This window comes from Actinomycetospora rhizophila, from assembly GCF_042657905.1.
Classification (GTDB): Bacteria; Actinomycetota; Actinomycetes; order Mycobacteriales; family Pseudonocardiaceae; genus Actinomycetospora; species Actinomycetospora rhizophila.
Genome location: NZ_JBHSKG010000005.1, coordinates 157,842 through 181,045 on the forward strand (window position 1 = coordinate 157,842; position 23,204 = coordinate 181,045).

A 23,204-nucleotide genomic window follows, 5' to 3' on the forward strand; every position below is an offset into this window, starting at 1 on the left:
GGCTCCTCGTGGTGTTCGGGCCGCGGGTCAGGCGGCGAGGTATCCGCCGTCGACGGGCAGGACGGCGCCGTTGACATAGGCGGCGGCGGGGGAGCAGAGCCAGACGACGGCCTCGGCGACCTCGGCGGGCTCGCCGTAGCGCTCGACGGTGGTGCGGCCGATGACCGGCGCCATCGCCTCGTCGGGCACCGCGGCGGTCATCGCGGTGCGGATCGGGCCGGGCGCCACCGCGTTGACGCGGATGCCGTGGCGGCCGTAGTCGATCGCCGCGGTCCTGGTCAGGCCGGCGACGCCGTGCTTGCTCGCCACGTAGGCGCCCTGCGCGGCCGCGCCCTGCTCGGACCAGATCGAGGCCGTGTTGACGATCGCGCCGCCGGTCTCGAGCAGGTGCGGGATCTGGTACTTCATCCCGAGGAAGACGCCGCCGAGGTTGACGGTCACGACGCGCGACCAGTCGTCCTCGCCGAGGTCCGCGAGCGGGGCCACGGCGAAGGTCCCGGCGTTGTTGTGGGCGAAGTCGAGCCGGCCGAAGGTGGACACCGCGGCCTCGACGGCGTCGCGCACCGCGGCCCCCTCGGCGACGTCGACCTGCAGCGAGAGCGCCTTCACCCCGTGGCGATCGGCCTCGGCAACGGTCTCGGCCGGGTCGACGAGGTCGCAGGCCACCACCGACGCGCCACGGGCGGCGAACGCCAGCACGCTGGCCCGGCCGATGCCGCCCGCCGCGCCGGTCACGAACGCGACCCGGCCCTCGAACTCGCGGTTCATGCGATCTTCCTTCCGCTCGCGACGGCGAGCGCGCCGTCGACCACCGGGTTGCGCAGCCGGCCGAGGCCGGAGATGTCGACGACCATCTCGTCGCCGTGCGCGAGGTACTCGCCGCGCGGGGCACCGACGCCCGCGGGACTGCCGGTCGCGACGATGTCGCCCGGCTCGAGGGTCATGATCCGGCTCGCGGCCGCGACCACGGCGAAGGCGCCGTTCATCATGTCCGCGGTGCCGGAGTCCTGTTTCACCACGCCGTTCACGGTCAGGGTGATGTGCAGGTCCTGGGGATCGCGGACGAAGAAGGCCGGCGTGATGCCCGGGCCGGTCGGGCAGAAGGTGTCCTCGCCCTTGGCCGAGGTCCAGTCGAAGCCGAAGGGCGGCGCGACGGCGTCGGACCGACCGAGCCGGTCGCGGGCCGAGACGTCGTTGACGATCGTGTAGCCGGCGAGGTGCCCGGCCACCTCCGCCTCGTCGAGGTCGCGGGCGCGGCGGCCGATGACGAGGCCGAGCTCGGCCTCCCAGTCGATCCGGCGACCCGGGCGGTCGGGCAGCACGACGGCGTCGTCCGGCCCGATCACCGTGGTGGTCGGCGGCTTGAGGAAGAAGTAGGGCGCCCCGACGGGATCGGGTCGCTCCACGCCCATCTCCGCCAGGTGCGCGAAGTAGTTCGCGCCGGCGCACACCACCTTGCGCGGGAACCGGATGGGGGCCGCGAGCGGCACGTCGCCCAGCACCGGCAGGGCGCCGACCTCGATGGTGCGCAGCTCCGTGACGACGGTGTCCCAGTCGTCCAGCAGGTCGAGCATGGTGCGACCGGCGTAGCGGGGGAGGGCCCGCACGGTGCCGTCGGGCTCGCGCAGGCCGACGGCGATGCCGTCCGGCCCGTCCGTGCGGTGGGTGACCAGGGACCACGTCATGAGGAGCTCCTCGAGGAGTGCGGGGCGGGAGCCCAGTCGTCGTCGGCGGTCGTGAGCACGACCCGGCCGGTGTTGGCGGAGTCCTCGAGGTAGCGGTGCGCCTCGGCGGCCTGCGCGACGGGGAGGGCACGGTCGATCACCGGCCGGAAGCCGTCGGCGACGGCCGCCCACAGGCGGCGGGCGCTGCGCAGGTTGCCGCTGCGCACACCGACGATCCGTTGCGAGCGCGAGTAGAGGCGCAACAGGTCCAGCTCGACCCGGCCGCCCAGGAACGCCCCCGACGTGACGACGCGGCCGCGGAGGGCGAGCACGTCCATCGTGGCCTGCCAGATGGCGGGGTCGCCGAGGTCGTCGACGACGAGGTCGACGCCCGCACCGCCGGTCAGGGCCCGCACCCGGTCGGCGAACCCCGGATCGGTGGGGTCGACGACCGCCTCGGCGCGCAGGGCCAGGAGCCGCTCCCGCTTGGCCGCGGAGCGCGAGGTCGCGATGACCCGCGCTCCCCGGTGCACCGCGAGGGCCGCGGTGAGCGAGCCCAGGGCCGACGACGCGCCGTGCACCAGGACCCACTCGCCGGGTCCGAGCCCCGCCTCGTCGAACTGGTTCTGCGCCACCGCCCCGGACAGGGCCAGCGCCGCGGCCTGCGCGGGGTCGACCCCCGCCGGCACGACGACGACGTTGTCGGCCGGCACCACGGTGTACTCGGCGTAGGCGCCCCACGTGTGCAGCCCCAGGATCCGCGCCGCGGGGCAGGACTCGGTGGCGCCGTCCTGGCAGGCGGGGCAGTCGCCGCAGGTCAGCACCGGGAGGACCGCGACGTGGTCGCCGATGACGACGGCGTCCACCCCCGGCCCGACCGCGGCGACCGTGCCGGCGTGCTCGGCGCCCGGGACGTGGGGCAGCGCGATCCGGGCGTAGGGGTGGGTGCCCGCACGGGCGCTGAGGTCGAGGAGGCGCCCGACGCTCACCGCGGCCACCCGCACCGCCACCTCACCGGGGCCCGGTAGGGGTGTGTCCACTTCTCGTATCTGGAGCACCTCCGGCTCCCCGAAACGATCGAACCCCACGGCGCGCATCCGCGGGGGCGGGGCGGCCAGCGGCGGCGCGGGCCATGGCGTGGAAGTGGCGACCGCAGACCTCGTCATCTGCATCCTCCTTGACCGGATAACTCGGCTGGCCGGCGTCGTGAACCGGCGTTGAGCACGACTTTTGCGGGAAGAGCCGAGTGTTCGCATGTCGTGCGCCACATCGGGGTGCGGCAAACTGTACCCACTTTGGCTCGGGAAGCAAGGGTCGTCTGCGCCGCCGAGTCAGCGGAGATCGCCAGGATCGGGCGGCAGTCAGTCGGTCCGGAGTCCGGTCAGTGTGGATACACTGAGCACATGAGTGAGGAAGCGGTGGCCGTGGCGGCGCCCCCCGAGGTCAAGTCGGGGCGACGGCTGGCGCTCGACGTCCACGCCGCGGTTCGGGCGATGATCCTCAGCGGCGAGCTCCCGCCGGGCGCCCCGCTCCTGCAGGCCGAGCTGGCGCGCTCCCTGCGCGTCAGCCGCACCCCGATGCGGGAGGCCTTCCGCCTGTTGCAGGAGGAGGGCCTGATCGAGAACAAGCCCGACCAGCGCGCTGTGGTCCGCGCGATCGACCCCGGTGAGGTCGACGCGATCTACACCTCACGGGTGATGGTCGAGTCGGTCGCGGTGAGCCTCTCGGTGCGCACGGCGACGCCGGCCCTGGTCGAGCGGCTCGAGCAGTCGTTGGCGCGGATGCGCCGCCTCGCCGCCGACGAGGACATCGAGCAGTGGCAGCGGGCGCACCGCGAGTTCCACCAGCTCACCGTCGAGGACGCGCCGGTGCTCCACGACTCCCTCCGGGGCCTCAACGACCGGGCGGAGCGCTTCCTGCGGCTCGCGCAGCTCGGCCGGCCGACGGCGTGGGCCCGCTGGGATGCCGACCACGAGACGCTCGTCGAGGCCTACCGGAACCGCGACCACGATCTGGCCGTGCGCACGATCGCGCAGCACCTCGCGCGCACGGCGTTCACGGCCATGGCCGACATCGCCCCCTGCCTCGACGCCTCGGCCACCCGCGCGGCGCTCAACCTCCTGCTCGCGCACCGGTGAGCCGCGCCGCCGGCTGACGGTGGTGCACGACCGGAGTCGTCCCCTAGCGTCGGGCCGGGGGTGGGTGCGATGCCGGTGGCGCTGCTGGAGCGGGACGACGAGCTGGCCCTCCTCGCCGCCTCCCTCGACCGCGCCCGCACGGGGGCCGGCGGCTCGGTCGTCCTGCTCAGCGGCGAGGCCGGGGTCGGCAAGACCAGCCTCGTCCGCGCGTTCACCGCGCACGCCCGCGACGGCGCGCGGGTGCTGCTCGGGGCCTGCGACGACCTGCTCACCCCCCGCGCGCTCGGGCCGCTGCGCGACGTCGCGCGGGCGGGCGCCGCCGCGCTCGGGCAGGCGCTGCGCGACGGGGACCGCGACGCGATCCTCGCCGGGGCGCTGGCCGAGCTCGCCGACCCGGCGCGCCCCACGGTGCTCGTCGTCGAGGACGTGCACTGGGCCGACGACGCCACCCTCGACGTCCTGCGCTACCTGGGGCGGCGTCTCGCGGACCTGCCGTCGGTGCTGGTGCTGACGTTCCGGGAGGAGGACGTCGGCGAGGCCCTGCGGCGCGTGCTCGGGGCGCTCGCCGGGCCGTGGGTGCAGCGCGTCGCGCTCGGCCGGCTCTCGCGCGCCGCGGTCGCGGGGTGGGCCGGCGGCACCGCGCTCACGTCGGCGACGCTCTACCGCCTCACCGGCGGCAACCCGTTCTACGTCTCCGAGGTACTGGCCACGGGGGACGGCGGGCCGGAGGTGGCCGTGCCGGCGACGGTGGTGGACGCGGTCCTCGCCCGGGTCGACCGGCTCGACGACGCCACCCGGGACGCGCTGGCCCAGCTGGCGGTGGTGCCCGGTGCGGTGGAGCTGTCGCTGGCGCGGACGCTGCTGGGGAGCCTCGACGTGCTCGCGGCCGCGGAGCGGGGCGGCATGGTCGAGGTGCGCGCGGACGCGGTCGCGTTCCGCCACGAGCTGGCTCGGCACGCGCTGGAGAGCACGCTGCCGGCGAGCCGGCGGATGACGCTGCACGCCCGCGCGCTCGCGGCGCTGCTGGCTCGCCCGGACGTCGATCCGGCGCGGGTCGTCCACCACGCCGTGGGCGCCGGTGACGACGCGGCGGTCGTGGCGCACGGCCCGGCGGCGGCCCGGGCGGCGGGCCGGGTGGGCAGCTTCGGCCAGGAGGTCGCGCTCTACGAGCAGGTCCTGGCCCGGTCACACCTGCTCGCGCCCGCCGAGCACGCGACGCTGCTGGTCGCGTGCTCGACCGCGCACCAGAGCATGGACCGGCAGACGGCCGCGCTGGCGGCGACCGAGGCCGCCGTGCGGATCCGGGAGGAGCTCGGCGACCCCGTCGCGCTCGGGGAGGCCGTGGTCCCGCTCGCCCCCGTCCTGTGGTCGCTGCTGCGCCCGCACGACGCCACCCGGGAGGCGCAGCGGGCCGTCGACCTGCTGACCCCCGCGGGGGACGGCCCGGCGCTGGCGATGGCGCTGTCCTGGCTCTCGTGGCTGCGGGCCGAGGCGGGCCGGCCGGAGGAGGCCCTCGCGACCGCCGACACCGCCGTGGGGACCGCGCAGCGGCTCGGGGTGGGCGTGGTGGAGGCGCTGCCCCGCATGATGCGCGGGAGCCAGCGGATGCTGCTCGGCGACCCGGAGGGGGCGGCCGACCTGGACGAGGCCCGCCGGCTGGCCGTCGGCGCGGGCCACCACGTGCTGATCATGTACACCCACATCCTCGCCGCGCGGATCCAGTGGGAGCTCGGGCGTACCGACGAGGTCCTCGAGGCGGTCGAGCGGGGGCTGGCCCACACCCGCGACCGCGAGCTCGAGGTCTACGCCGACCAGCTGCTCGCGCACCGCCACCGCTGCCAGGTGGTGCGTGGCGAGTGGGCCGCGGCGGAGGCCGGGCTGCGCGGTGTCGTGGGGCAGCGCGACGGCCACGTGACCATGGCGACCCGGTACACCCTCCCGTGGCTCGCCCGCCTGCTGGTGCGCCGCGGCGCCGACGACGCCGACGCGGTGCTGGCGTGGGCGCTCGACGTCGCGGTCCGCACCGACAGCCCGTTCGAGCTGGTGCCGGCCCTGCTCGCCGAGGTCGAGAGCGCCTGGCTGGGCGGCGACACCGAGCGCGCCCGCCGGGCCCTGGACCGGCTCGACGAGCGCACCGCCGGCGACGTCGTGCCGGGCCGCCACGCGGAGGTGCGGCGGTGGCGGGCCCGGCTCGAGGGGGCGACGACGGACGAGGCCGCGGGCCGCGAGGACCCCTACGAGCGGGCCCTCGAGCTCGCGGACTCCGGCGAGGTCGACACCACCCTGCGGGCGCTGGCCGTCCTGGACGACCTCGGTGCCGGGCCCGCCGCCGCCCGGGTACGGCGAGCGCTGCGGGACCTCGGGGTCCAGGCAGTGCCGCGCGGTCCGGTGTCGGCGACCCGGGCGAACCCGTTCGGGCTGACCGAGCGCCAGCTCGACATCCTCGGTCGGCTCGCCCGCGGCCGCACCAACGCCCAGATCGCCGCGGAGCTGGTGCTCTCCGTGCGCACCGTCGACCACCACGTCTCCGCGGTGCTCGCCAAGCTCGGCGTCGCCAGCCGCAGCGAGGCGGTCGCGGCGGCGTCCGCGCAGGGCCTGGGCACCGACGGGACGTGAGGCCGGCGGGCGCGGGTCAGCGCGTGGCGACCTCGCGGACGCGCTGCTGCGCGGCCGCGGTGCCGCGGGCGGCGCCGACCCCGAACAGGTGCAGGCCGCCGGCGGCCAGCGCCCCGACCACGCGGCCGGTGATGCGCACCGGGTTGAGCGCCCGGGCGAGCTGGTCGAGCGGGGCCGCGGCGGCCTCGGTGTAGGCGTGGATCTGCCGGCCGACGCGGTCGGCGGCGTCCTCGGCCTGCTCGCCGACCCCCGCGCCGACCGTCGCGGCGCGGTCGGCACCCGCGACCGCCTGCTCACCGGCCTCGCGGGCGGTGGCGTCCACCCGCGCGGCGGCGCGGCGCCCGGCGGCTCGGGCCTCGCCGGCGACCTGCCGGCCGGTGCGGTCGACCTGGTCGGCGACCTGGCCGCCGGTGGTCCGCGCGATGCTCGCCGCGTCCTTCGCGGCGGCCTCGACGCCCTTGTCGCCACGGCGCGCGGCGTCGACCTCGTCGCCGACGCCGGAGGCGCCCGCCGCGGCGGTGGCGCCGGCGCGCTCGGCGCCGGTGCGCGTCTGGCCGGCGACCTTCTTCGCGGTCACCGACGCGTCGCCGGTGACGTCCTCGGCGGCGTCGGACACCTCGGCGGCGGCGGCCTCGGCGGTGACGCGGGCCCCGGTGCCGGCGGCGCCGGCCGCGAGCGCGGCCGCGACGCGGTCGGTGTCGGCGTCCGCGCCGACGGTGCGCGTCTCGCGGACGGCGCCGTCGGTGCCGTGCACGACGACGTCGCCGCCGCCGTCGTTCACGACGATCTCCACGGCGCGCTTGATCGCCTCGGCCTGCGTCGGGGTCTTGGCGCTCGGCCGCTGGGCGTCGGGCTTCTCGACGGCCCAGCCGTCGTCGGTGGGCGTGACGTGGCGCTCGGACATCGGTACTCCTTCGGGTGGGGCTCCACTCCTACTGTCCACGGATCGCGTGACCCACCCGTGTCCGTCACGGGGATCACGGGTGACGGGCGTCGCCGCGGTCAGGCGACGCGGTCGGTGGGGCGCGCGCGCCCGGTGCGCAGCAGGATCCGGGTGGGAACGGCGGCGACGCCGAGAGCGCCGCGCAGCCGGGGCAGGGCGTGCTGCTCGAGGTGGTCGACCGCGCCGCGGACGTCGGCCCCGGCGTCGAGGTCGAGCTCGACGTAGAGCGTCGGCCGCGGCGCCCCGTCGGTGAGGCGGACGCGGGCGTCGGCGATCGCGGCGTGGCCGGTGAGGTCGGCGCGCACGGCCGACTCGGCGACGCCGCCGGCCACACTCGTGCTGCCGGGCACGGGGCCGTCGGCGGTGACGGTCCAGGTGTCGCCGGCCGGGCGGCGGCGCGCCTGCGCGAGCAGCCAGCGCAGCCCCAGGAGGCCGACGACGATCCCGGCGCCGGCCGCGGCCCAGGGCCACCAGGACGGCAGGGCCCCGCCGAGCACCGGGGCGTCGGTCGCGACGAGGGGCAGGCGCCCGGTGGCGACGCCGGCGACGAGGGCCGCGACCGCGAGCAGCACGAGGCCGGCGACGGTGAGCAGCGAGCGGTTGAGGCGGGCGGGTGGGTTGGTCGCGCGGGCCACGGGTCAGCGCTCCTTCCGGCTGGAGGTCACCGTCACGCGCAGGCGGGGTCGCCGGGCCAGCCCGAGCGTGTCGAGGTCGGTGCCGACGGCGGTGGCCACCGCCGCGCGCAGGTCGGCGGTGCTGCTGCGCGACGTCCGGGCCGTCACGCGGATCCGGCGGCGCCGGACGCGGGCGGTGGCGCGCTCGACGCCCTCCACGGCCAGCGCGCGACGGCGCAGCCGGGCGGCGAGGTCGTGGCGGTGCCACCCGCCGGCGACGATCTCGGGGACCGAGGGGTCGGCGACCAGCGGCAGCACGTGGCTGCGCCCGGGCCACAGGCCCGCGACGAGCAGGACCACGCCGAGCGCCGCGGCGACGCCGGCGGCGACCAGGACGGCCGGGGCCTGCCAGGTGGTGCGCCCGAGCGCGCCGGTGACGGTGTCGACGGCCAGCAGCGGGGTGCGCCCGAGCAGGACCTGGATCGCGCTGGTCGCGACGAGCGCGCCGACCGCGAGGAGCACGAGGGCGGTGAGGGCCGCCGGGAGCGTCCGGCGGGAGCGGCGGATCACGCGACCACCCGCCCGGTGCGGCCGGCCGCGTCCGTCGCGGGGTGCGGCAGGGCGGTGACGTCGACGTCGACGCGTCCGACGGTGAGCCCGGCGAGCTCGGCGACCCGCGTGCCGACGTGGCGGCGGGCGGCGTCGGCCGTGGCCGCGACCGGGGTGGGATAGGTGATCGCGAGCGCGAGGCCGACGACGAGCCGGTCCTCCGTGCGGCGGACCCGGGCGGTCGCGCGGCGGGCACCGACCACGCCGGCCAGCCCGCCGGCGCCGGGGACGGTGACGCCGTCCACCTCGCCGGCGGCCGCGGCCACGAGCTGCTCGAGGACCCGGTCGGCGATGGTCAGCCCGCCGCGGGCGCCGGGGTCCTCGGATCCGGGGGTCATCGCCGGACCCGTTCTCGGTCGGAGCCGGCGCCGCGCAGCTGCTCGGCGAGCTCGGTGAGGTCGAGCCGGCCGTCGGCCCAGCGGCCGACGAGCAGGCCGACGGCGCCGAGCACGAGCACCAGCAGGAAGGCGCCGAGCCCGCCGAACGCGCCGGCGAACCCGAGGGCCACGCCGGCGGCGAGGCCCAGGACGGTGTTGGAGGTGATCACGGGGTTCCTCCCGGGAGGGGACGGTCAGGAGACGTCGGTGACGACGACGTCGACGGGGTGGCCGGGGGCGCGGACGCCCACGGCGGAGCGCACCTGCTCGACCAGGCGGGTCAGGGGTGCGCCGTAGCGGGCGACGACGGTGACGGTGATCCGGGCGGGCCCGCCGGCCGGCTCGCCCACCCGGACCCCGATCACGCGGCGGCCGGGCAGGAGCGTCGCGGCGGTGCCGTGGTCGCCGGCGTCGAGCCCGGCGACCAGCGGGCACGCGGCCACCGTCGCCGCGACCCGGTCGACGTCGACGCCGGCCACCACGGCCGCGTCGGAGTGCCGGCCGGGTCGGGCGGGGCGGGTCACCGGACCCGGGCCTGCGCGGTGGTGGCCGTGTCGGTGTCGCTGTCGGTGTCGTCGCCGGGCAGGTGCAGGTCGACGACGTTGACGTTGACCTCGACGACCTCGAGGCCGGTCATCTGCTGGACGGCGGTGATGACGTTGCGGCGGATGGCGCGGGCGAGGTCGGCGATGGCGATGCCGTAGTCGACGACGATGGTGAGGTCGACCGCGGCCTGGCGTTCGCCGACCTCGACCGAGACGCCCTGGGTGGTGGAGGAGCGGCCGCCGGGGATGCGTTCGGTGATGGCGCCGAAGGCGCGGGCGGCGCTGGTGCCGAAGCCGTGGACGCCGTCGATCTCGCGGGCGGCGAGGCCGGCGATCTTGGCGACGACGCCGTCGGCGATGGTGGTGCGGCCCTGGGTGCTCTCCAGCGGCGAGGTGCCCGCGGTGGCGGGGCTGGTGGCGGGGCTGGTCGCGGGGCTCGTCGTGCTGCGCGGCGCGGGCGACGGGGTCTGGGTGCTCGGGGTGCTCATCGTCGGGTCCTTCCTCTCGGACGGCTCGCCGGCGGTCTCCGGTCGAGCTCATTCGGTTGGACACGACCGATCGCGGATCCTCACGCCACGGCACCCGTGATCACGGTCACCGTGCCGATCGGGCGGCGCGCGTGTCCCACGAGGAGCAGGCGCCGTCGAGCCCGGAGGAGGGGCACGATGATCACCAGGACCGTCACCGCGGGATTCGCGATCGGCACCGCCGCGCTCGGCGCGGCCGTCGTCGTCGGCGAGCAGGCGACGTTCGTGGTCCTGCTGCTGCTGACCTGCGCGGGACTGGCCGTCGGCCGCTTCTCGGACCGGGATCGCTACGCCGAGCCGTCGGCCCCGTACGTGGGCTCCCAGCGGGTGCGGCGCACCGCGGCGCGCAGGTCCTCGTCCGACGCGGCCGGGGCGACGCCGTCCGCGACGGCCCGCCGGGCGACCGCGAGGGCGATGTCGTCGGCGACGTCGCGCACGTCGGCCCAGCGCGGCAGGAGCGGCGCGCGCGGGTCGGACAACGCCGGCGACGCGTCGCCGAGCGCTCCCGCCGCGGCGCGCATCATCCCGTCGGTCACGCGCGTCGCCCGCGCCGCGGTCACCGCGAGGCCCACCGCCGGGAAGATGTAGACGTTGTTGCACTGGGCCACCGGGATGTCGGGGCCGTCCTCCCGGTGCAGCGGCGGGAACGGCGACCCGGTGGCGATCAGCGCCCGCCCGCCGGTCCACGCGTCGAGGTCGGCTGGGCGGGCCTCGGCGTTCTCGGTGGGGTTGGACAGCGGGAAGACGATCGGCCGGTCGACCCGGCCGGCCATCGTGCGCACGATGTCCTCGGTGAAGGCGCCCTGCGCGGTGGACAGCCCGAGCAGCACGCCGACGGTCACGTGCGCCACCACGTCGGCCAGCCCCGGCAGGCCCTCGACGCCCCACCCGGCGACGTCGGCCGGGTCGCGGGCGAAGGCCCGCTGGGCGTCGGAGAGGTCGTCGCGATCGCCGGTCAGCAGGCCGCGGACGTCCACGACCCAGCAGCGCGCGCGGGCCTCGTCGGGGGACAGCCCCTGGTCGACCATCTCCTGGCGGACCATCTCCATGACCCCGATACCCGCCGAGCCCGCGCCCAGCATCACCACCTGCTGGTCGCGCAGCGGCACGCCCGCCACCTCGGTCGCCCCGCGCAGCGCGCCGAGCGCCACCGCCGCCGTGCCCTGGATGTCGTCGTTGAACGTGAGCAGCCGGTCGCGGTAGCGCTCCAGGATCGGGTGCGCGTGCGGTGTCGCGAAGTCCTCCCACTGCAGCAGCACGTCCGGGAGCTCGTCCTGCACGGCCGCGACGAAGGCGTCGACGAACGCGAGGTAGGCGTCGTCGTCGATGCGGTGGTGGCGCCAGCCCAGGTAGAACGGGTCGTCGAGCAGCGTCGGGTTGTCGGTGCCGACGTCGAGCAGGATCGGCAGGGTGCGCGCCGGGTCGATGCCGCCGATGAGGGTGTAGAGCGAGAGCTTCCCGACGGGGATGCCCATGCCGCCCACGCCCTGGTCGCCGATGCCGAGGATGCGCTGGCCGTCGGTCACCACGATGACGTCGACCTCGCGCTGGCGGCGGTTGCGCAGCGCCTCGGCGAGGTGGTCGCGGTCGGGCCAGGACAGGTACAGCCCCCGCGGGCGCCGCCAGATCTCGGAGAACCGCCGGCAGCCCTCGGCGACGGTCGGGGTGTAGACGAGCGGCAGCGCGGTGGGCACGTCGGCGGCGAGCACGGCGTAGAACAGGCGCTCGTTGCGGTCCTGCAGGGCGCGCAGGTAGATGTAGCGGTCGAGGTCGGTGGCCTGGCGGCGGACCTCGCCCCAGGAGCGCCGGACCTGCTCGTCGAGCGTCGTCACCGCGTGGGGCAACAGCCCCAGGAGGCCGAGCCGGCGGCGCTCCTCGTGGGTGAACGACGTGCCCTTGGTGCGCAGCGGGTCGTCCAGCGCGTGCCCGGTGTCCTCGTCCATGCCCCGCCCCCCTCGCCGGGGGCACCCTACGACGGCGAACGGCGGGCCAGGGAGAATCTCGCGGGTCCGGCGACGGGGGAGCAGCATGCGGGTCGCCGGCACCAGTGACCTCGAGGCCCTGGCCGCCCGCATCGCCGACTGCACGGCCTGCCCGCGGCTGGTGGCGTCCCGGCACGCGGCCGCCGAGACCGGCCCGGGGCCCTACTGGGCACGTCCGGTGCCCGGGTTCGGCGACCCGGGCGCGCGCGTCCACGTGCTCGGGCTGGCGACCGCACCGCACGGCGGCAACCGCACCGGCCGCGCGTTCACCGGCAACCCGACCGCCGACACGCTCGTCGCCGCGCTGCACCGCGCGGGGCTCGCGGACCGCCCCACCTCGCGGCACGCCGGTGACGGGCTGCGCCTGCAGGGGGCGTGGATGGCGTCGGCCGTGCGGTGCCCGCCGCCCGACCACCGCCCGACCCGTGCGGAACGGGCGGCCTGCGCGGGGTGGCTCACCGCGGAGCTCGCCGCCCTGCCGGACGTGGCGGTCCTGCTCTGCCTGGGTCGGCTCGCGTGGGAGGCGGCGTGCGACTGGGGCGGCGTGCGCCCCCGGGCCCGCTTCGCGCACGGCGCCGAGCACGTCCTGACCGGCGGGCCGCGCCCGGGCCTGCGGTTGCTCGCGTCCTACCACCCGAGCCCGCAGAACACCCGCAGCCGCCGGCTCACGCCGGGGATGCTCGACGCGGTGATCGCCCGGGCGGTGGCGGCGGCGTCACCGGACCCGTAGGTGCTCGCGCTGCCTCGGCACGGACCAGGACTCGTCCCACCCCTGGGCCGCCGGCGGCGCGATCTCGACCGCGACCCACCCGGTGGGCACCCGCCCGACCGGGCACCCTCCGGGCATGTTCCGGAGCCGGGCCGCGGGCGGTGTGGTCGTCGACCCGGCGGGACGTGTGGCGGTCGTCCGCCAGCGGGCCCGGACGTGGTCGCTGCCCAAGGGGCACGTCGAGGACGGCGAGGACGTGCTCGACGCGGCCCGGCGCGAGATCCACGAGGAGACCGGGCTCGCCGACCTGGAGCTGGTGCGCGAGCTCGGGTCGTACACGCGGCCGGGCTTCCGGCTCGGCCTGCCCGAGGCCAAGACGATCACCCTCTACCTCTTCCGCGGTCCCGCCGCGGACCTGCGTCCCCTCGACCCGGCCAACCCGGAGGCCCGCTGGGTGTCCCCGGGGTCGGTGGCGTCGACGTTGTCGAACCCGGCGGACGGACGCTTCTTCCGGCGGCACGTCCTGCCGCTGCTCGACGGCGGCTGAACGCCCGCGACCGGTTGCGAGCCGTCGCTCGCGCGGGTGCCGTAATCATTCCGTGATTCGACGGAAATAGTCACCGGATTCGTGACCAGACCTTTCCCGGGAGGGCGGGCGAGGGGAGGGTGGCCTCGCCGTGCGATTCGGGGGAGGTCCATCGGGATGCCTGTTCACCATGGCCGACACGAGATGCCGGGGTGGCGCGGCTACCTCCCGGACGGCGTCGACCGCTCGCGGCGCAAGAGCGCCGGCCCCGCCGTGCTGCACCCGGGGCCGCGGCGGGTGGTGGCCCTCGGCGCCCTCGCGGCGTGCGCCGTCGCCGCCGGCGCCGCGTTGCAGACCCGGCCGGACGGACCGCCGGACCGGGGTGCCGACCCGGCCGAGGACGGCGGCTCCGCCCTGGCGCGGAGCTCGGCCTGGACGCGCGAGGCGACACCCGTGCTGGCGTCGATCGAGACCGAGCTGCGGCGCACCGACGAGGTCCGGGCGCGGTGGGACGGGTCGTCCCTCGCCCGCCGCGCGCCGTCGACGCCCGGTGCCGTCGTCGCGCTGGTCGACCGCCGGGCCGAGCTGGCGCACCACCGCGACGGCCTGCGCGCCGCCCTGGCCACGGTGCGCTCCGCGCCCGGCTCGGAGGCCGCGCTGGTGGTCGCCTGGCCGCGGCTGCGGGCGGCGCAGGAGCTGCTGCACTCGCTCTCCTCGGCACGCGGGGAGCTCGGCGACCCGGTGGAGGCCGCGGTACTGCGCCTCGTCCTCGACGAGCAGGTCCAGGGTCCGTCCGGGGCGCCGCCTGGGCGTGGCACCGGCGCGGACACCGTGCGGGTCGCGCTGGCGTCGACGGCGTCGGCCGTCGAGCAGCCCGCGGTGTCCGCCGTGTCGACCGTGTCCGCCCTGCCCAGCGTGCCGGCCGTCTCCGCGGCGCCGGCCGAGGTCCCGGAGACCGTGGCGGCCGCGCCCGCCGTGGCAGCGGCCGCCCCGGCACCCGAGGTCACCGACGACGCCCCCGAGGACGCCGCACCGCGCACCGCCCCCGTCACCCCGGACACGGTCGAGGTCGTCGCCGACGAGGCGCCGGAGCCCTCGATGCTGAGCTTCGACCGGTCCCCGTCCGACGCGACGACAGCGACCGCGGAGCCGGAGGAGCCGGAGCAGGAGCCGGAACAGGCGGGAACCGGGGTGACCGACGCCGACCCGGCCGTGCGCGACGGGTCCGCAGGCGATGTCGAAACGGGGACGGGGCTTTCGTCGCCAGGGTGAGGGACCGGCAGCGGGCCGGCCCCCCGACCCGCGGAGGCACCGATGACCGCCACCTACACCTTCGACGTCTTCTCCAGCCTCGACGGCTACGGCTCCTACGGCGGTGACGGCGACTGGGGCGGCTACTGGGGCAAGCAGGGCCCCGAGCTGCTCGAGCACCGTCGCGCCTCGTTCGACACCGAGCACCGCATGGTCTTCGGCGCCACCACGTTCCGGCAGTTCGTGGAGATGCTGGCCGCGAGCACCGACGAGTCCGAGGTGCGCGACCCGTGGGTCGACCGGATGCGCAGCATGCCCATGACGGTGGTGTCGTCGACGCTGCAGGGACCCCTCGACTGGCCGGACGCGACGGTCGCGGGCGGCGACGCCGTCGACGTCGTCACCCGGCTCAAGCAGGAGTCCGACGTGCCGCTGCGCTCGCACGGCAGCCTGTCGCTGAACTGGGCGCTGATGGCGGCCGGGCTGGTCGACCGCCTGCAGGTGACGATCTTCCCCGTGATCACCGGGAGGACCGGGACCGACCCGGTCCTCGGCGGAGCGGGCGACTTCGACCTCGAGCTGCTCGAGCACCGGACCCTCGACGGCGACATCCAGGAGCTCGTCTACCGGCCCACCCCGCACACCCCGCGGGGCTGACGCGGCGCCTGTGACCTGCGCCTCCAGGGCTGGAGTGTGCCGTGGCGGCACGGTCGATCGTCGTGCCCGAGGGCGACACGAGGCCCCGCGGGGAGGGTGAGGACCGTGCTGGAGAAGTACCGGCGCCGCTGGCAGCTCGCGAAGGTCAGGCCGGGGGACGGGAGCCCGTTGCCGGAGTACCGCCCGTGGCAGGTGCTGTCGCGGTCGCTGTTCCTGCTCGAGCTGCCCGACCCCGACGGCGGTCGCCACGAGTTCGCGGTCGACGTCCGGCACCTGCGCGACAGCTCGTCGACGAAGCGGCCGGCCCTGCTCTACCGCGACGGCACCCAGGTCGCCGGGGCGAACCTGCCCGCCGCGTTCCCGGTGCCCGGCGGCGTCGTCGAGGTCGCCACGTCGGTGTACGGGCTCAAGCGCATCCACCACGTCGCCGACGACGGGACCGAGCGGGTGCTGCGCCCGCACCCCCGCTCCGGCGAGGGCCTGCGGGCGCGGTTCGCGCGGCGGTTCCCGCGGACGAGCACGGTGGTCGGGGCGGTGTCGGTCGTCGTCCTGCTCGTGGGTCTCGCGGTCACCCTCGCGACGGTCGCCGAGCAGGTCACCCGGGTCCCGCCGGTCGCCGCGGCGATCGGCACCTTCACCTCCCCGATCCCGGCCGGTGGGTGGGCGACGGTCGTCGCGGCGGTCCTCGGGGCCCTCGCCGCCACCGAACGGTCGCTGGCCCTGCGCGACCACTGGCTGCTGCGCAGCGGGGCGTAGCCGGGCGGTCAGTCCGGCGCGTGCGGGATCTCGGAGGGCGCGGTCATCCCGCCGCCGCCGCGCAGCGCGGCGACGCACTCGCGGGCGAGGGCGGAGCGGTCGACCGGGCCGTCGTCGAGGCGCGCCGGGCCGCCGGCCTCCACCGCGCGGAAGAAGGCGCCCCCACCACGCTCGACCCGCCCGTCGACGATCCCGACGCCCTCCTCCCACAGCTCCTGCACGAACTGGGCCTGCGCCTCGGCGTAGAGGTCGCGCCACCGGGTCCGGCCGCGGCGGACCTCGGCGCGCCAGTCGTAGGCGCCACCGACCCGCGCCGTCCCGTAGCGCGCCTGTGCCCCGAGCGCCTCCACGGTGTACCGCGCCCCGCGCGTGCGGTACTGCCACACGTGCACGGCCTCGTGCACGAGCAGGCCGGGCGCCCGTCGCCCCTTGAGGTAGATCGTGGTGCCGAGCGTGAAGGGGTGCGGCACGACGTCGAAGAGACCCGCCCGACCGTCGATGATCCTGATGTCGTCCAGCGCCGTCCCGCCGGCGAGCACGGGCTGCAGCACCGCGCGCTCGTCGGCCGTCAGGGGCCGGGCGGGGGCCTGCAGCGACGGCGACAGGCGCTGCACCGACGAGACGGACCGGCCCAGGGCGAGCACCACGGCGCCGGCGAGGTGGAGCCATCGTGAACGGGCGGTGATCGCCCCCCGTCGCCCGATCACCTTCTCGATCCTCGGGGTACAGGGCGTGCGTGTCGAACTCCGTCTCCGCCTCCACCGTGGTCCTCGCCGCGATCCGCGAGCGTGTGGCCGCCCTCCACGCCGCCACCGAGCCCGAGACCGGGCCCGCGACCGACGACGCCGCCCCCGACACCGGCGACGCCGCCCCGGACGCCGACGCCGAGGGCGGCTCGTCGGTGACGGTGCCGGCCGCGGAGGACGAGACGCCCGACGACGAGCCCGTCCCCGGATCGGGTGACGCGTCCGGCGCGGAGGGGCCCGATGTGGAGCGCCTCGCCGAGGCGCTCGCCGACCTCGAGGCCGTCCTCACCGGCTTCGCGCCGCTCATCGAGGGCGGCGAGCTCCCCGCGCTGCGGGCGGAGCTGGCGTGGGCGCGCTCGACGGTGGAGGAGGTCCGCGCCCTCGACGGCACGATCGACGTCCTCGAGGACCTCCTCGAGGACCTCGACCCCGCGCTGCGCCAGGGCCCGGTGGAGGCGCGGGTCGGGATCGTCGTGGCGGCGCGCACCTCCGAGCGCCGTGACGCCGTCACCGCGATGCTCACGCAGCCGGAGTGGACGAGCCTGCTCGCGCACGCCGACCAGCTCGTGCTCACCGCGCCGATCCGCGGCCGCAAGGCCAAGAACGCCGCCCGCGACCTGGCCCGCGCGCTCGCCGACGCCGACGCCGCGGCGCGTGAGGCCGCCGAGGCGGCCGTCGTGGACGCCGAGGGCCCCGCCCGCGCCGGCGTGCCGCAGCTCGGTCCGGCCGTGACGGCGGCCCACACGGTCGCGACCACCGCCCGGGTCGCGCGCGGGGTCCTGGGCAAGCAGGCCCGCAAGCTCGGCGACGCCGCCGCCGCGCTGGCCACCACCACCGAGGAGCGCCGCCGCAGCGAGTCGGTGACCCACTGGCTCGTCGACCTCGCCGACCTCGCCCACCGCGCCGGGGAGCCGAGCTTCACCTACGGCGTGCTGCACGCCGAGGCCACCGCCCGCCGGGAGGCCGCCGACGAGGCCCTGGTCGCCGCCGTGTCGGCCTACACCCGGCCCAAGCTGCGCAAGGGGCTGGCCGACGTCTCGTAGCGTCCGGGACGCCACCGACCGCCGGCGGGCGCCCGGGACCCGCGGGTCACCTCGCGACCCGGGTGGGCGCGGAGCAGATGCACCCCCGCGACAGCGCGGACACCTGCGTCGCGGTGCAGAAGCGTCGCCCGAGGGCATCGTGGTCCGGCCAGGGGTGCGGGCACACCGTGCAGGTCGCGTCGTCGGTGCGCCCGTGCCGGCCGGAGAGGGGACCGGGATCGCTGATGCCGCTCATGGGGTCCTTCGTCCTGCTGTCGGCGGGGTCGTTCATCGCGGGACGCGCCGGCGTCAGGGGTCGCCCCGGTGCCGGTACCGAGCAGCTCGGTCGTGGAGCGGTGGTCGCCCGGTGCGGACGCCGCGTCGAGCGCCGACTCGGCGGCGTGGTCGGATGTCGTCGGCGGCACGACGAGCAGGACGATCCGCGCGCCCTTGTCGCCGACGACGGTCACCGTGTGCGGGTCGGTCGTCCGGAAACCCTCGAGCCGGACCCGGCCACCCGGCAGGCGCCGTGGCGCGCGGTCCCAGCCACCGAGGTGGTAGCCGAGGCGTGCGGCGGTCCCGACACGCGTCCCCAGCTCGGCCAGCATCGGGGGCAGCTCGGTGGACAGGTCGCGCGATCGGGGCCACCAGGCGCCGTCGACGTGACCCGACACGGGCGCCACGGGCTTGACCCGCAGGCGAGCGGGAGGCGGCACGGCGTCGCCGGGGTCGGCGGTCGTGGCGGGTGCGGTGATCGAGGCCGGGCTCATGCCGGCACTCCCGTCTCCGGTCCGGGGACCGGGGGAGGACTACGCCGACGACGACGACGGCTCGAGCGCCGGCGTGCAGGAAACCCTCGGTGACCCGACGGTACCCGCTCGCGGGTCCGCGCGGGTCGGATGCCGCCGTATAGCGCTGCGTTGACGGTCGTGGATCAATCGTCATACGCTCGCGGCGATGGACGACGGCGCCCGCGGAGAGGACCGACCCATGCCGGCCAGCCCCTTCCGCGCCTCGGCGCCTCTGACCGCCGCGTGGGAGCACTTCGACTTCGCGGTCGACGACGGCGTGGCGACCGTCCGGCTCAACCGGCCGGAGAAGTACAACCCGCTGACCTTCGACAGCTACGCCGACCTGCGGGACCTTCTCCACGAGCTCCCGCAGCGCGGCGACGTCCGGGTGCTGGTGGTGCGCGGCGAGGGCAAGGCGTTCTGCGCGGGCGGCGACGTCCACGAGATCATCGGTGAGCTGATCCGGATGGACGCCCGCGACCTGATGGCCTTCACCAAGATGACCGGCGACGTCATCAAGGCGATGCGCGAGTGCCCGATCCCGATCATCTCGGGGATCCAGGGCGTGGCCGCGGGCGCCGGCGCCGTCGTGGCGCTCGCGTCCGACTTCCGGATCGTGGCCCGGTCCGGCCGGTTCGCCTTCCTGTTCACCAAGGTCGGGCTCTCGGGTGGCGACATGGGCGCGGCGTACCTGCTGCCGCGGGTGGTCGGCGCCGGCCGGGCCACGCAGATGCTGATGCTCGGCGACACCGTCGACGCGACCACCGCGGAGCGCTACGGCCTGGTCAGCGAGCTCGTCGACGACGACGGGCTCGACGACGCGTGCACCCGCCTGGCCCGCCGGCTCGCCGACGGCCCCACCCTGGCCTACGCGCAGACCAAGTCGCTGATCACCCGCGAGATGGACATGCCGCTGGGCGCCGCGATGGAGCTCGACGCCATGACCCAGGCGCTGCTGATGACCACCCACGACCACACCGAGTTCCACGCCGCCTTCACCGAGAAGCGCGAGCCGCGCTGGACGGGGCGGTGACCCCTCCGACCCCGAGCCGGGTCTGCCTGGTCACCGGGGCGAGCAGCGGCATCGGCGCCGCCGTGGCCGAGCGGCTGGCCGCCGAGGGACACCGGGTGGCGCTGGCCGCGCGGTCGACCGAGCGCCTCGACGCGGTCGCCGCGGCGATCCGGGCCGCGACCGCAGGGGCGCAGGTCCTGCCGGTGGCCGCCGACGTCACCGACGCCGCGGACCTCGAGGCGATGTTCCGCGCGGTCGAGGAAGCGTGGGGGCCGGTCGAGGTGCTGGTGGCCGCCGCCGGGGCGGGGTTCGGCAGGGCGCTCGTCGACACCACCGACGACGACTGGCGCGGGGCGCTGGAGCTCAACCTGACCGCGCCGTTCCGCTGCCTGCGCCGGGCGCTGCCCGCGATGCTCGAGCAGCGGTGGGGACGGGTCGTCGTCATCGCGTCGGTGGTCGCCAAGCGCGGCGAGGCGCAGGTCGCCGCGTACACCGCGAGCAAGCACGGCGTGCTCGGGCTGGTGCGCTCCGCCGCCGCGGAGCTCGCGGCCACGGGCGTCACCGTCAACGCGATCTGCCCCGGGTACGTCGACACCCCGATGACGGACCGGACCGTCGGCGCCATCAGCGCGCGCTCCGGGCGCACCGAGGGCGAGGCCCGCGCGACCCTGGCGCGCCGCCAGCCCATCGGGCGGCTCGTCGAGACCGGCGAGGTCGCCGAGGCCGTGGCCTTCTGCGTCGCCACCGGCGCGGTGACCGGGCAGGGCATCAACGTCGACGGAGGAGCCGTGCAGTCGTGACCGGGACCGACCGACGCATCACCCACGTCAACCCGCCCGAGCTCGGCGCGCCGTCGGGGTTCTCGCACGCCGTGCGCACCACCGGGGGCGTGACCGTCCACCTCGCGGGGCAGACGGCGCTGGACGCCGACGGCGCGATCGTCGGGACCACCGTCGTCGAGCAGTTCGAGCAGGCGCTGGGCAACCTGGTCACCGCACTGCGCGCCGCCGGCGGCACGCCCGCCGACCTCGTCGCCCTCACCATCTACATCGTCGACATCGACGACTACCGCGCGCACTCCCGCGAGCTCGGGCGGGTGTGGAAGCGGCTCATCGGCGGCTCCTACCCGGCGGTCGCCGGGATCGGGGTCAGCCGGCTCTGGGACGCCGAGGCCCTGGTGGAGGTGCAGGGCACCGCCTGCGTCGCGAGCTAGGGGCTCTGCTCCCGGCGCCGCGCCGAGAGCCCCGCGAGGTACTGCTTCGGCACCGCCACCCCCTCGTAGCCCTGGTCGAGCGCGGCGTTCCAGGTCCAGGAGGGGTCGACCAGGTGCGGGCGCGCGATCGCGCACAGGTCCGCGCGGCCCGCCGCGACGATCGTGTTGGCGTCCTCCACCGAGGCGACGGCGCCGACGGTGATGGTGGGGACGCCGCACTCCTGACGGATGCGGTCGGCGAACGGGGTCTGGTAGAGCCGCCCGTACTGCGGGGCCGCCTCGGTGGAGGTCTGGCCGGTGGAGACGTCGACGACGTCCGCGCCGTGCGCGGCGAGCATCGAGGCCAGGGCGACGGCGTCGTCCCCGGTGAAGCCGCCGTCAGCGACCCAGTCCGTGGCGCTGATGCGCACGCTGACCGGGCGGTCGTCGGGCCACACCTCCCGGACCGCGTCGAGGATCTCCAGGCCGAGCCGGGCGCGGTTCTCGAGGGGACCGCCGTAGGCGTCGGTGCGCCGGTTCGACAGCGGCGACAGGAAGCTCGACACCAGATAGCCGTGCGCGTAGTGCAGCTCGAGCAGGTCGAAGCCCGCCGCCGCGGCGCGCCGCGCCGACGCCACGTGGGCCGCGATCACGTCGTCGATGTCGTCGCGGGTCATCGCCCGTGGCACCGGACTGTCCGGGCGGTAGGGGATCGGGGAGGGTGCGAGGACCTCCCACCCGCCGGACTCGAGCGGGTCGTCGATGCCCTCCCACATCACCTTGGTCGAGCCCTTGCGTCCCGAGTGGCCGATCTGCATGCCGATCAGCGAGGCGCTGTTCGCGTGGACGAAGTCGACGATGCGGGCCCACGCCTGCTGCTGCTCGTCGTTCCACAGCCCGGGGCAGCCGGGGGTGATGCGGCCCTGCGGCGTCACGCACGTCATCTCGGCCATCACCAGGCCGGCCCCGCCGGTGGCCCGGGCGCCCAGGTGCACCAGGTGCCAGTCGGTCGGCACCCCGTCGACCGCGGAGTACTGCGCCATCGGGGAGACGACGATCCGGTTCGGGAACACGCGGTCCCGCAGCCGGAACGGGTGGAACATCGGCGGGGTGCCGTCGGCGACCTCGAGGCCGGCCGCGCGGGTCCGGCCGGCGAGCCAGGCATCGAGGCGGGCCACGTAGTCGGGGTCGCGCAGCCGCAGGTTGTCGTAGGTGATGCGCTGGCTGCGGGTGAGCAGCTGGAACACGAACTGCTCGGGCGCGAGGTGGCGGTAGCGGGGCAGCCCCTCGAACCACTCGAGGCTGGTCTGCGCCGAGCGCTGCAGCGACGCCACCACGGGCCTGCGCTCGTCGGCGTAGCTCTTGAGCGCGGCCTCGACGTCGTGCTCGCGGCCCAGCGCGCCGGCCAGCGCGATCGCGTCCTCGAGGGCGAGCTTGGTGCCCGAGCCGATCGAGAAGTGCGCGGTGTGCGCGGCGTCCCCGACGAGCACCACGTTGCCGCTCGACCACTGCTCGTTGCGCATCACCGTGAAGGCGAGCCAGCCGGAGTTGTTGCCGATCAGGGGGTGACCGTCGAGGTGCTCGGCGAAGACCTCCTCGCAGAACCGCATCGAGGCCTCGTCGTTCTCGCCCGGCCGCCGTGGCACGGCGGCGTGCGCGTCGAGCCCGGCGCGCCGCCACGTCGCCTCGTCGGTCTCGACGATGAACGTCGAGCGGGTGTCGTCGAAGGGGTAGATGTGCGCCCAGAACAGGCCGTACGCCGTCTCGACGATGAGGAAGGTGAAGCAGTCGAAGGGCCGTTCGGTGGCGAACCAGGCGTAGCGGGCCGTGCGGCCCTCGGTGCGGGGACCGAGCTCGGCGGCCAGGGCCCGGCGCGTGGGGCTGTTGACGCCGTCCGCGGCGAGCACCACGTCGTGGTCCCGGCGCAGCTCGGCCAGCGCCGGCGCCTCGGTCTCGTAGCGGACGTCGACGCCGAGCTCACGAGCGCGCTCGCCGAGGATCTGCAGCAGGCGCTTGCGCTCGAGGGCGGCGAAGGCGTGGCCGTCGGAGCGCTCGACCGTGCCCAGGAAGTCGACGTCGATCGCGCTCCAGTGCCGGAACTCGGCCTGGATGCGGGCGATCGACTCCGGGTCGGCGTCGGCGATGTTCTGCAGGGTCTCCTCGGAGAAGACCACCCCGAAGCCGAAGGTGTCGTCGGCGGCGTTGCGCTCGTAGACGGTGACCGCGAGGTCCGGGTGGGACTTCCGGAGCAGGATGGCGGTGAACAGACCGCCGGGGCCGCCGCCGACGGAGGCGACGGAGCGGAGCGCGCTCACCATGGTCAGACCCCGTCGTCGAGCAGGTGGTCGTAGCGCAGCCCGAGGTCGGTGACGACCACGCCGAGGTGGGCGAGGGCGGCACGGACGCCGGCGCCGGCGCACGGGGCGAGGTCGTGGCCCAGCAGGGCGCGCAGGTCGTCGTATGCGGCGAGCAGGGCGCGCTCGGTGTCGGTCAGGGGTGTCCCGAGCAGGTCGGTGTCGTCGGACAT

Annotated in this window: 26 protein-coding genes and 1 pseudogene; 11 read left to right on the plus strand and 16 right to left on the minus strand. The window is 76.3% G+C overall.

The window, feature by feature from the left end; all coding sequences use genetic code 11:
• Positions 1 to 27: 27 nt before the first annotated feature.
• Genes ACFPK1_RS12140 through ACFPK1_RS12150 form a run of 3 tightly spaced genes read right to left on the minus strand, consistent with a single transcriptional unit; the run spans position 28 to position 2,761 of the window.
• Positions 28 to 768 (minus strand): SDR family NAD(P)-dependent oxidoreductase, encoded by a 741-nt coding sequence (locus ACFPK1_RS12140; protein ID WP_378021180.1) that lies wholly within the window; start codon positions 766 to 768, stop codon positions 28 to 30.
• Complete coding sequence (locus ACFPK1_RS12145; protein ID WP_378021181.1) at positions 765 to 1,685, minus strand: fumarylacetoacetate hydrolase family protein; 921 nt, start codon at positions 1,683 to 1,685, stop codon at positions 765 to 767. Before ACFPK1_RS12145 ends, ACFPK1_RS12140 begins: the two co-directional genes overlap by 4 nt.
• Complete coding sequence (locus tag ACFPK1_RS12150) at positions 1,682 to 2,761, minus strand: alcohol dehydrogenase catalytic domain-containing protein (RefSeq protein ID WP_378021343.1); 1,080 nt, start codon at positions 2,759 to 2,761, stop codon at positions 1,682 to 1,684. Before ACFPK1_RS12150 ends, ACFPK1_RS12145 begins: the two co-directional genes overlap by 4 nt.
• A gap of 306 nt (positions 2,762 to 3,067) precedes the next feature.
• On the opposite strand from ACFPK1_RS12150, the gene ACFPK1_RS12155 reads away from it, so the two are divergent.
• Both ACFPK1_RS12155 and ACFPK1_RS12160 read left to right on the plus strand, forming a co-directional pair.
• Positions 3,068 to 3,802, plus strand: coding sequence for a GntR family transcriptional regulator (locus tag ACFPK1_RS12155; protein ID WP_378021182.1), 735 nt, complete (start codon positions 3,068 to 3,070; stop codon positions 3,800 to 3,802).
• A 69-nt stretch (positions 3,803 to 3,871) separates the two neighbouring features.
• Entirely contained in the window at positions 3,872 to 6,418 is a 2,547-nt protein-coding gene (locus tag ACFPK1_RS12160; protein ID WP_378021344.1) for an ATP-binding protein, read from the plus strand.
• A 16-nt stretch (positions 6,419 to 6,434) separates the two neighbouring features.
• On the opposite strand, the gene ACFPK1_RS12165 is transcribed toward ACFPK1_RS12160, so the two are convergent.
• The 8 genes from ACFPK1_RS12165 to ACFPK1_RS12200 form a co-directional block, all read right to left on the minus strand.
• Positions 6,435 to 7,322: a DUF2188 domain-containing protein gene (locus ACFPK1_RS12165; RefSeq protein ID WP_378021183.1), complete on the minus strand. Its 888-nt coding sequence runs from the start codon at positions 7,320 to 7,322 to the stop codon at positions 6,435 to 6,437.
• A gap of 98 nt (positions 7,323 to 7,420) precedes the next feature.
• Positions 7,421 to 7,996, minus strand: a complete 576-nt coding sequence (locus ACFPK1_RS12170) for a hypothetical protein (RefSeq protein WP_378021184.1) — start codon at positions 7,994 to 7,996, stop codon at positions 7,421 to 7,423.
• A 3-nt stretch (positions 7,997 to 7,999) separates the two neighbouring features.
• Complete coding sequence (locus tag ACFPK1_RS12175) at positions 8,000 to 8,545, minus strand: DUF6286 domain-containing protein (RefSeq protein ID WP_378021185.1); 546 nt, start codon at positions 8,543 to 8,545, stop codon at positions 8,000 to 8,002.
• Positions 8,542 to 8,922 (minus strand): Asp23/Gls24 family envelope stress response protein, encoded by a 381-nt coding sequence (locus ACFPK1_RS12180; protein WP_378021186.1) that lies wholly within the window; start codon positions 8,920 to 8,922, stop codon positions 8,542 to 8,544. Before ACFPK1_RS12180 ends, ACFPK1_RS12175 begins: the two co-directional genes overlap by 4 nt.
• Positions 8,919 to 9,131 carry a DUF2273 domain-containing protein gene (locus ACFPK1_RS12185; RefSeq protein WP_378021187.1) on the minus strand — a complete coding sequence of 71 codons (213 nt, stop codon included), beginning with the start codon at positions 9,129 to 9,131 and terminating at the stop codon, positions 8,919 to 8,921. The genes ACFPK1_RS12180 and ACFPK1_RS12185 overlap by 4 nt, the downstream gene beginning before the upstream one ends.
• Positions 9,132 to 9,155: 24 nt before the next feature.
• The gene (locus ACFPK1_RS12190) at positions 9,156 to 9,485 is read right to left on the minus strand and encodes a hypothetical protein (RefSeq protein WP_378021188.1); all 330 of its coding nucleotides are present in this window, start codon (positions 9,483 to 9,485) and stop codon (positions 9,156 to 9,158) included.
• The gene (locus tag ACFPK1_RS12195) at positions 9,482 to 9,994 is read right to left on the minus strand and encodes an Asp23/Gls24 family envelope stress response protein (RefSeq protein WP_378021189.1); all 513 of its coding nucleotides are present in this window, start codon (positions 9,992 to 9,994) and stop codon (positions 9,482 to 9,484) included. Before ACFPK1_RS12195 ends, ACFPK1_RS12190 begins: the two co-directional genes overlap by 4 nt.
• Positions 9,995 to 10,320: 326 nt before the next feature.
• Positions 10,321 to 11,976 (minus strand): NAD-dependent malic enzyme, encoded by a 1,656-nt coding sequence (locus ACFPK1_RS12200; RefSeq protein ID WP_378021190.1) that lies wholly within the window; start codon positions 11,974 to 11,976, stop codon positions 10,321 to 10,323.
• A gap of 85 nt (positions 11,977 to 12,061) precedes the next feature.
• Between ACFPK1_RS12200 and ACFPK1_RS12205 the strand changes: the two genes are divergently transcribed.
• The 5 genes from ACFPK1_RS12205 to ACFPK1_RS12225 all read left to right on the plus strand — a co-directional run bounded on the left by ACFPK1_RS12205 (position 12,062) and on the right by ACFPK1_RS12225 (position 15,914).
• Positions 12,062 to 12,745: a uracil-DNA glycosylase family protein gene (locus ACFPK1_RS12205; protein WP_378021191.1), complete on the plus strand. Its 684-nt coding sequence runs from the start codon at positions 12,062 to 12,064 to the stop codon at positions 12,743 to 12,745.
• 115 nt (positions 12,746 to 12,860) lie between these two features.
• Complete coding sequence (locus ACFPK1_RS12210) at positions 12,861 to 13,271, plus strand: NUDIX domain-containing protein (RefSeq protein WP_378021192.1); 411 nt, start codon at positions 12,861 to 12,863, stop codon at positions 13,269 to 13,271.
• A 183-nt stretch (positions 13,272 to 13,454) separates the two neighbouring features.
• Complete coding sequence (locus ACFPK1_RS12215; protein ID WP_378021193.1) at positions 13,455 to 14,522, plus strand: hypothetical protein; 1,068 nt, start codon at positions 13,455 to 13,457, stop codon at positions 14,520 to 14,522.
• A gap of 42 nt (positions 14,523 to 14,564) precedes the next feature.
• Positions 14,565 to 15,158, plus strand: a complete 594-nt coding sequence (locus tag ACFPK1_RS12220; RefSeq protein WP_378021194.1) for a dihydrofolate reductase family protein — start codon at positions 14,565 to 14,567, stop codon at positions 15,156 to 15,158.
• Between the two features lie 96 nt (positions 15,159 to 15,254).
• Positions 15,255 to 15,914, plus strand: a complete 660-nt coding sequence (locus tag ACFPK1_RS12225) for a hypothetical protein (protein WP_378021195.1) — start codon at positions 15,255 to 15,257, stop codon at positions 15,912 to 15,914.
• An 8-nt stretch (positions 15,915 to 15,922) separates the two neighbouring features.
• Here the strand turns inward: ACFPK1_RS12225 and ACFPK1_RS12230 are convergent, their stop codons facing one another.
• Positions 15,923 to 16,621 carry a hypothetical protein gene (locus ACFPK1_RS12230; protein ID WP_378021196.1) on the minus strand — a complete coding sequence of 233 codons (699 nt, stop codon included), beginning with the start codon at positions 16,619 to 16,621 and terminating at the stop codon, positions 15,923 to 15,925.
• A 29-nt stretch (positions 16,622 to 16,650) separates the two neighbouring features.
• Between ACFPK1_RS12230 and ACFPK1_RS12235 the strand changes: the two genes are divergently transcribed.
• Positions 16,651 to 17,703 carry a CHAD domain-containing protein gene (locus tag ACFPK1_RS12235; RefSeq protein WP_378021197.1) on the plus strand — a complete coding sequence of 351 codons (1,053 nt, stop codon included), beginning with the start codon at positions 16,651 to 16,653 and terminating at the stop codon, positions 17,701 to 17,703.
• Positions 17,704 to 17,749: 46 nt separating this feature from the next.
• Here ACFPK1_RS12235 and ACFPK1_RS12240 read toward each other — a convergent pair whose 3' ends face one another.
• Both ACFPK1_RS12240 and ACFPK1_RS12245 read right to left on the minus strand, forming a co-directional pair.
• A complete protein-coding gene (locus tag ACFPK1_RS12240) occupies positions 17,750 to 17,938 on the minus strand; it encodes an RGCVC family protein (RefSeq protein WP_378021198.1) in 189 nt (62 codons plus the stop codon).
• Positions 17,939 to 18,068: 130 nt separating this feature from the next.
• A pseudogene (locus ACFPK1_RS12245) lies at positions 18,069 to 18,452 on the minus strand (DUF5994 family protein); the annotation flags it as partial.
• 220 nt (positions 18,453 to 18,672) lie between these two features.
• Between ACFPK1_RS12245 and ACFPK1_RS12250 the strand changes: the two are divergent.
• Genes ACFPK1_RS12250 through ACFPK1_RS12260 form a run of 3 tightly spaced genes read left to right on the plus strand, consistent with a single transcriptional unit; the run spans position 18,673 to position 20,698 of the window.
• Positions 18,673 to 19,506 carry an enoyl-CoA hydratase family protein gene (locus ACFPK1_RS12250; RefSeq protein WP_378021199.1) on the plus strand — a complete coding sequence of 278 codons (834 nt, stop codon included), beginning with the start codon at positions 18,673 to 18,675 and terminating at the stop codon, positions 19,504 to 19,506.
• A complete protein-coding gene (locus ACFPK1_RS12255; protein WP_378021200.1) occupies positions 19,503 to 20,285 on the plus strand; it encodes an SDR family NAD(P)-dependent oxidoreductase in 783 nt (260 codons plus the stop codon). The genes ACFPK1_RS12250 and ACFPK1_RS12255 overlap by 4 nt, the downstream gene beginning before the upstream one ends.
• A 17-nt stretch (positions 20,286 to 20,302) precedes the next feature.
• Complete coding sequence (locus ACFPK1_RS12260; RefSeq protein ID WP_378021345.1) at positions 20,303 to 20,698, plus strand: RidA family protein; 396 nt, start codon at positions 20,303 to 20,305, stop codon at positions 20,696 to 20,698.
• Here ACFPK1_RS12260 and ACFPK1_RS12265 read toward each other — a convergent pair.
• Together ACFPK1_RS12265 and ACFPK1_RS12270 are read right to left on the minus strand one after the other, a co-directional pair.
• Entirely contained in the window at positions 20,695 to 22,995 is a 2,301-nt protein-coding gene (locus ACFPK1_RS12265; RefSeq protein WP_378021201.1) for a bifunctional salicylyl-CoA 5-hydroxylase/oxidoreductase, read from the minus strand. The two genes, ACFPK1_RS12260 and ACFPK1_RS12265, sit on opposite strands and share 4 nt — an antisense overlap.
• 2 nt (positions 22,996 to 22,997) lie before the next feature.
• On the minus strand, positions 22,998 to 23,204 hold the full coding sequence (locus ACFPK1_RS12270; RefSeq protein ID WP_378021202.1) for a hypothetical protein: 207 nt from the start codon (positions 23,202 to 23,204) through the stop codon (positions 22,998 to 23,000).

Coding starts and splice junctions, on each gene's coding strand:
- ACFPK1_RS12195 (WP_378021189.1), bottom strand. CDS start 9,994: ATGAGCACCCCGAGCACCCAGACCCCGTCGCCCGCGCCGCGCAGCACG.
- ACFPK1_RS12145 (WP_378021181.1), bottom strand. CDS start 1,685: ATGACGTGGTCCCTGGTCACCCACCGCACGGACGGGCCGGACGGCATC.
- ACFPK1_RS12240 (WP_378021198.1), bottom strand. CDS start 17,938: ATGAGCGGCATCAGCGATCCCGGTCCCCTCTCCGGCCGGCACGGGCGC.
- ACFPK1_RS12210 (WP_378021192.1), top strand. CDS start 12,861: ATGTTCCGGAGCCGGGCCGCGGGCGGTGTGGTCGTCGACCCGGCGGGA.
- ACFPK1_RS12160 (WP_378021344.1), top strand. CDS start 3,872: ATGCCGGTGGCGCTGCTGGAGCGGGACGACGAGCTGGCCCTCCTCGCC.
- ACFPK1_RS12180 (WP_378021186.1), bottom strand. CDS start 8,922: ATGACCCCCGGATCCGAGGACCCCGGCGCCCGCGGCGGGCTGACCATC.
- ACFPK1_RS12155 (WP_378021182.1), top strand. CDS start 3,068: ATGAGTGAGGAAGCGGTGGCCGTGGCGGCGCCCCCCGAGGTCAAGTCG.
- ACFPK1_RS12205 (WP_378021191.1), top strand. CDS start 12,062: ATGCGGGTCGCCGGCACCAGTGACCTCGAGGCCCTGGCCGCCCGCATC.
- ACFPK1_RS12215 (WP_378021193.1), top strand. CDS start 13,455: ATGCCGGGGTGGCGCGGCTACCTCCCGGACGGCGTCGACCGCTCGCGG.
- ACFPK1_RS12220 (WP_378021194.1), top strand. CDS start 14,565: ATGACCGCCACCTACACCTTCGACGTCTTCTCCAGCCTCGACGGCTAC.
- ACFPK1_RS12270 (WP_378021202.1), bottom strand. CDS start 23,204: ATGTCCGACGACACCGACCTGCTCGGGACACCCCTGACCGACACCGAG.
- ACFPK1_RS12250 (WP_378021199.1), top strand. CDS start 18,673: ATGCCGGCCAGCCCCTTCCGCGCCTCGGCGCCTCTGACCGCCGCGTGG.
- ACFPK1_RS12265 (WP_378021201.1), bottom strand. CDS start 22,995: ATGGTGAGCGCGCTCCGCTCCGTCGCCTCCGTCGGCGGCGGCCCCGGC.
- ACFPK1_RS12140 (WP_378021180.1), bottom strand. CDS start 768: ATGAACCGCGAGTTCGAGGGCCGGGTCGCGTTCGTGACCGGCGCGGCG.
- ACFPK1_RS12150 (WP_378021343.1), bottom strand. CDS start 2,761: ATGCGCGCCGTGGGGTTCGATCGTTTCGGGGAGCCGGAGGTGCTCCAG.
- ACFPK1_RS12165 (WP_378021183.1), bottom strand. CDS start 7,322: ATGTCCGAGCGCCACGTCACGCCCACCGACGACGGCTGGGCCGTCGAG.
- ACFPK1_RS12200 (WP_378021190.1), bottom strand. CDS start 11,976: ATGGACGAGGACACCGGGCACGCGCTGGACGACCCGCTGCGCACCAAG.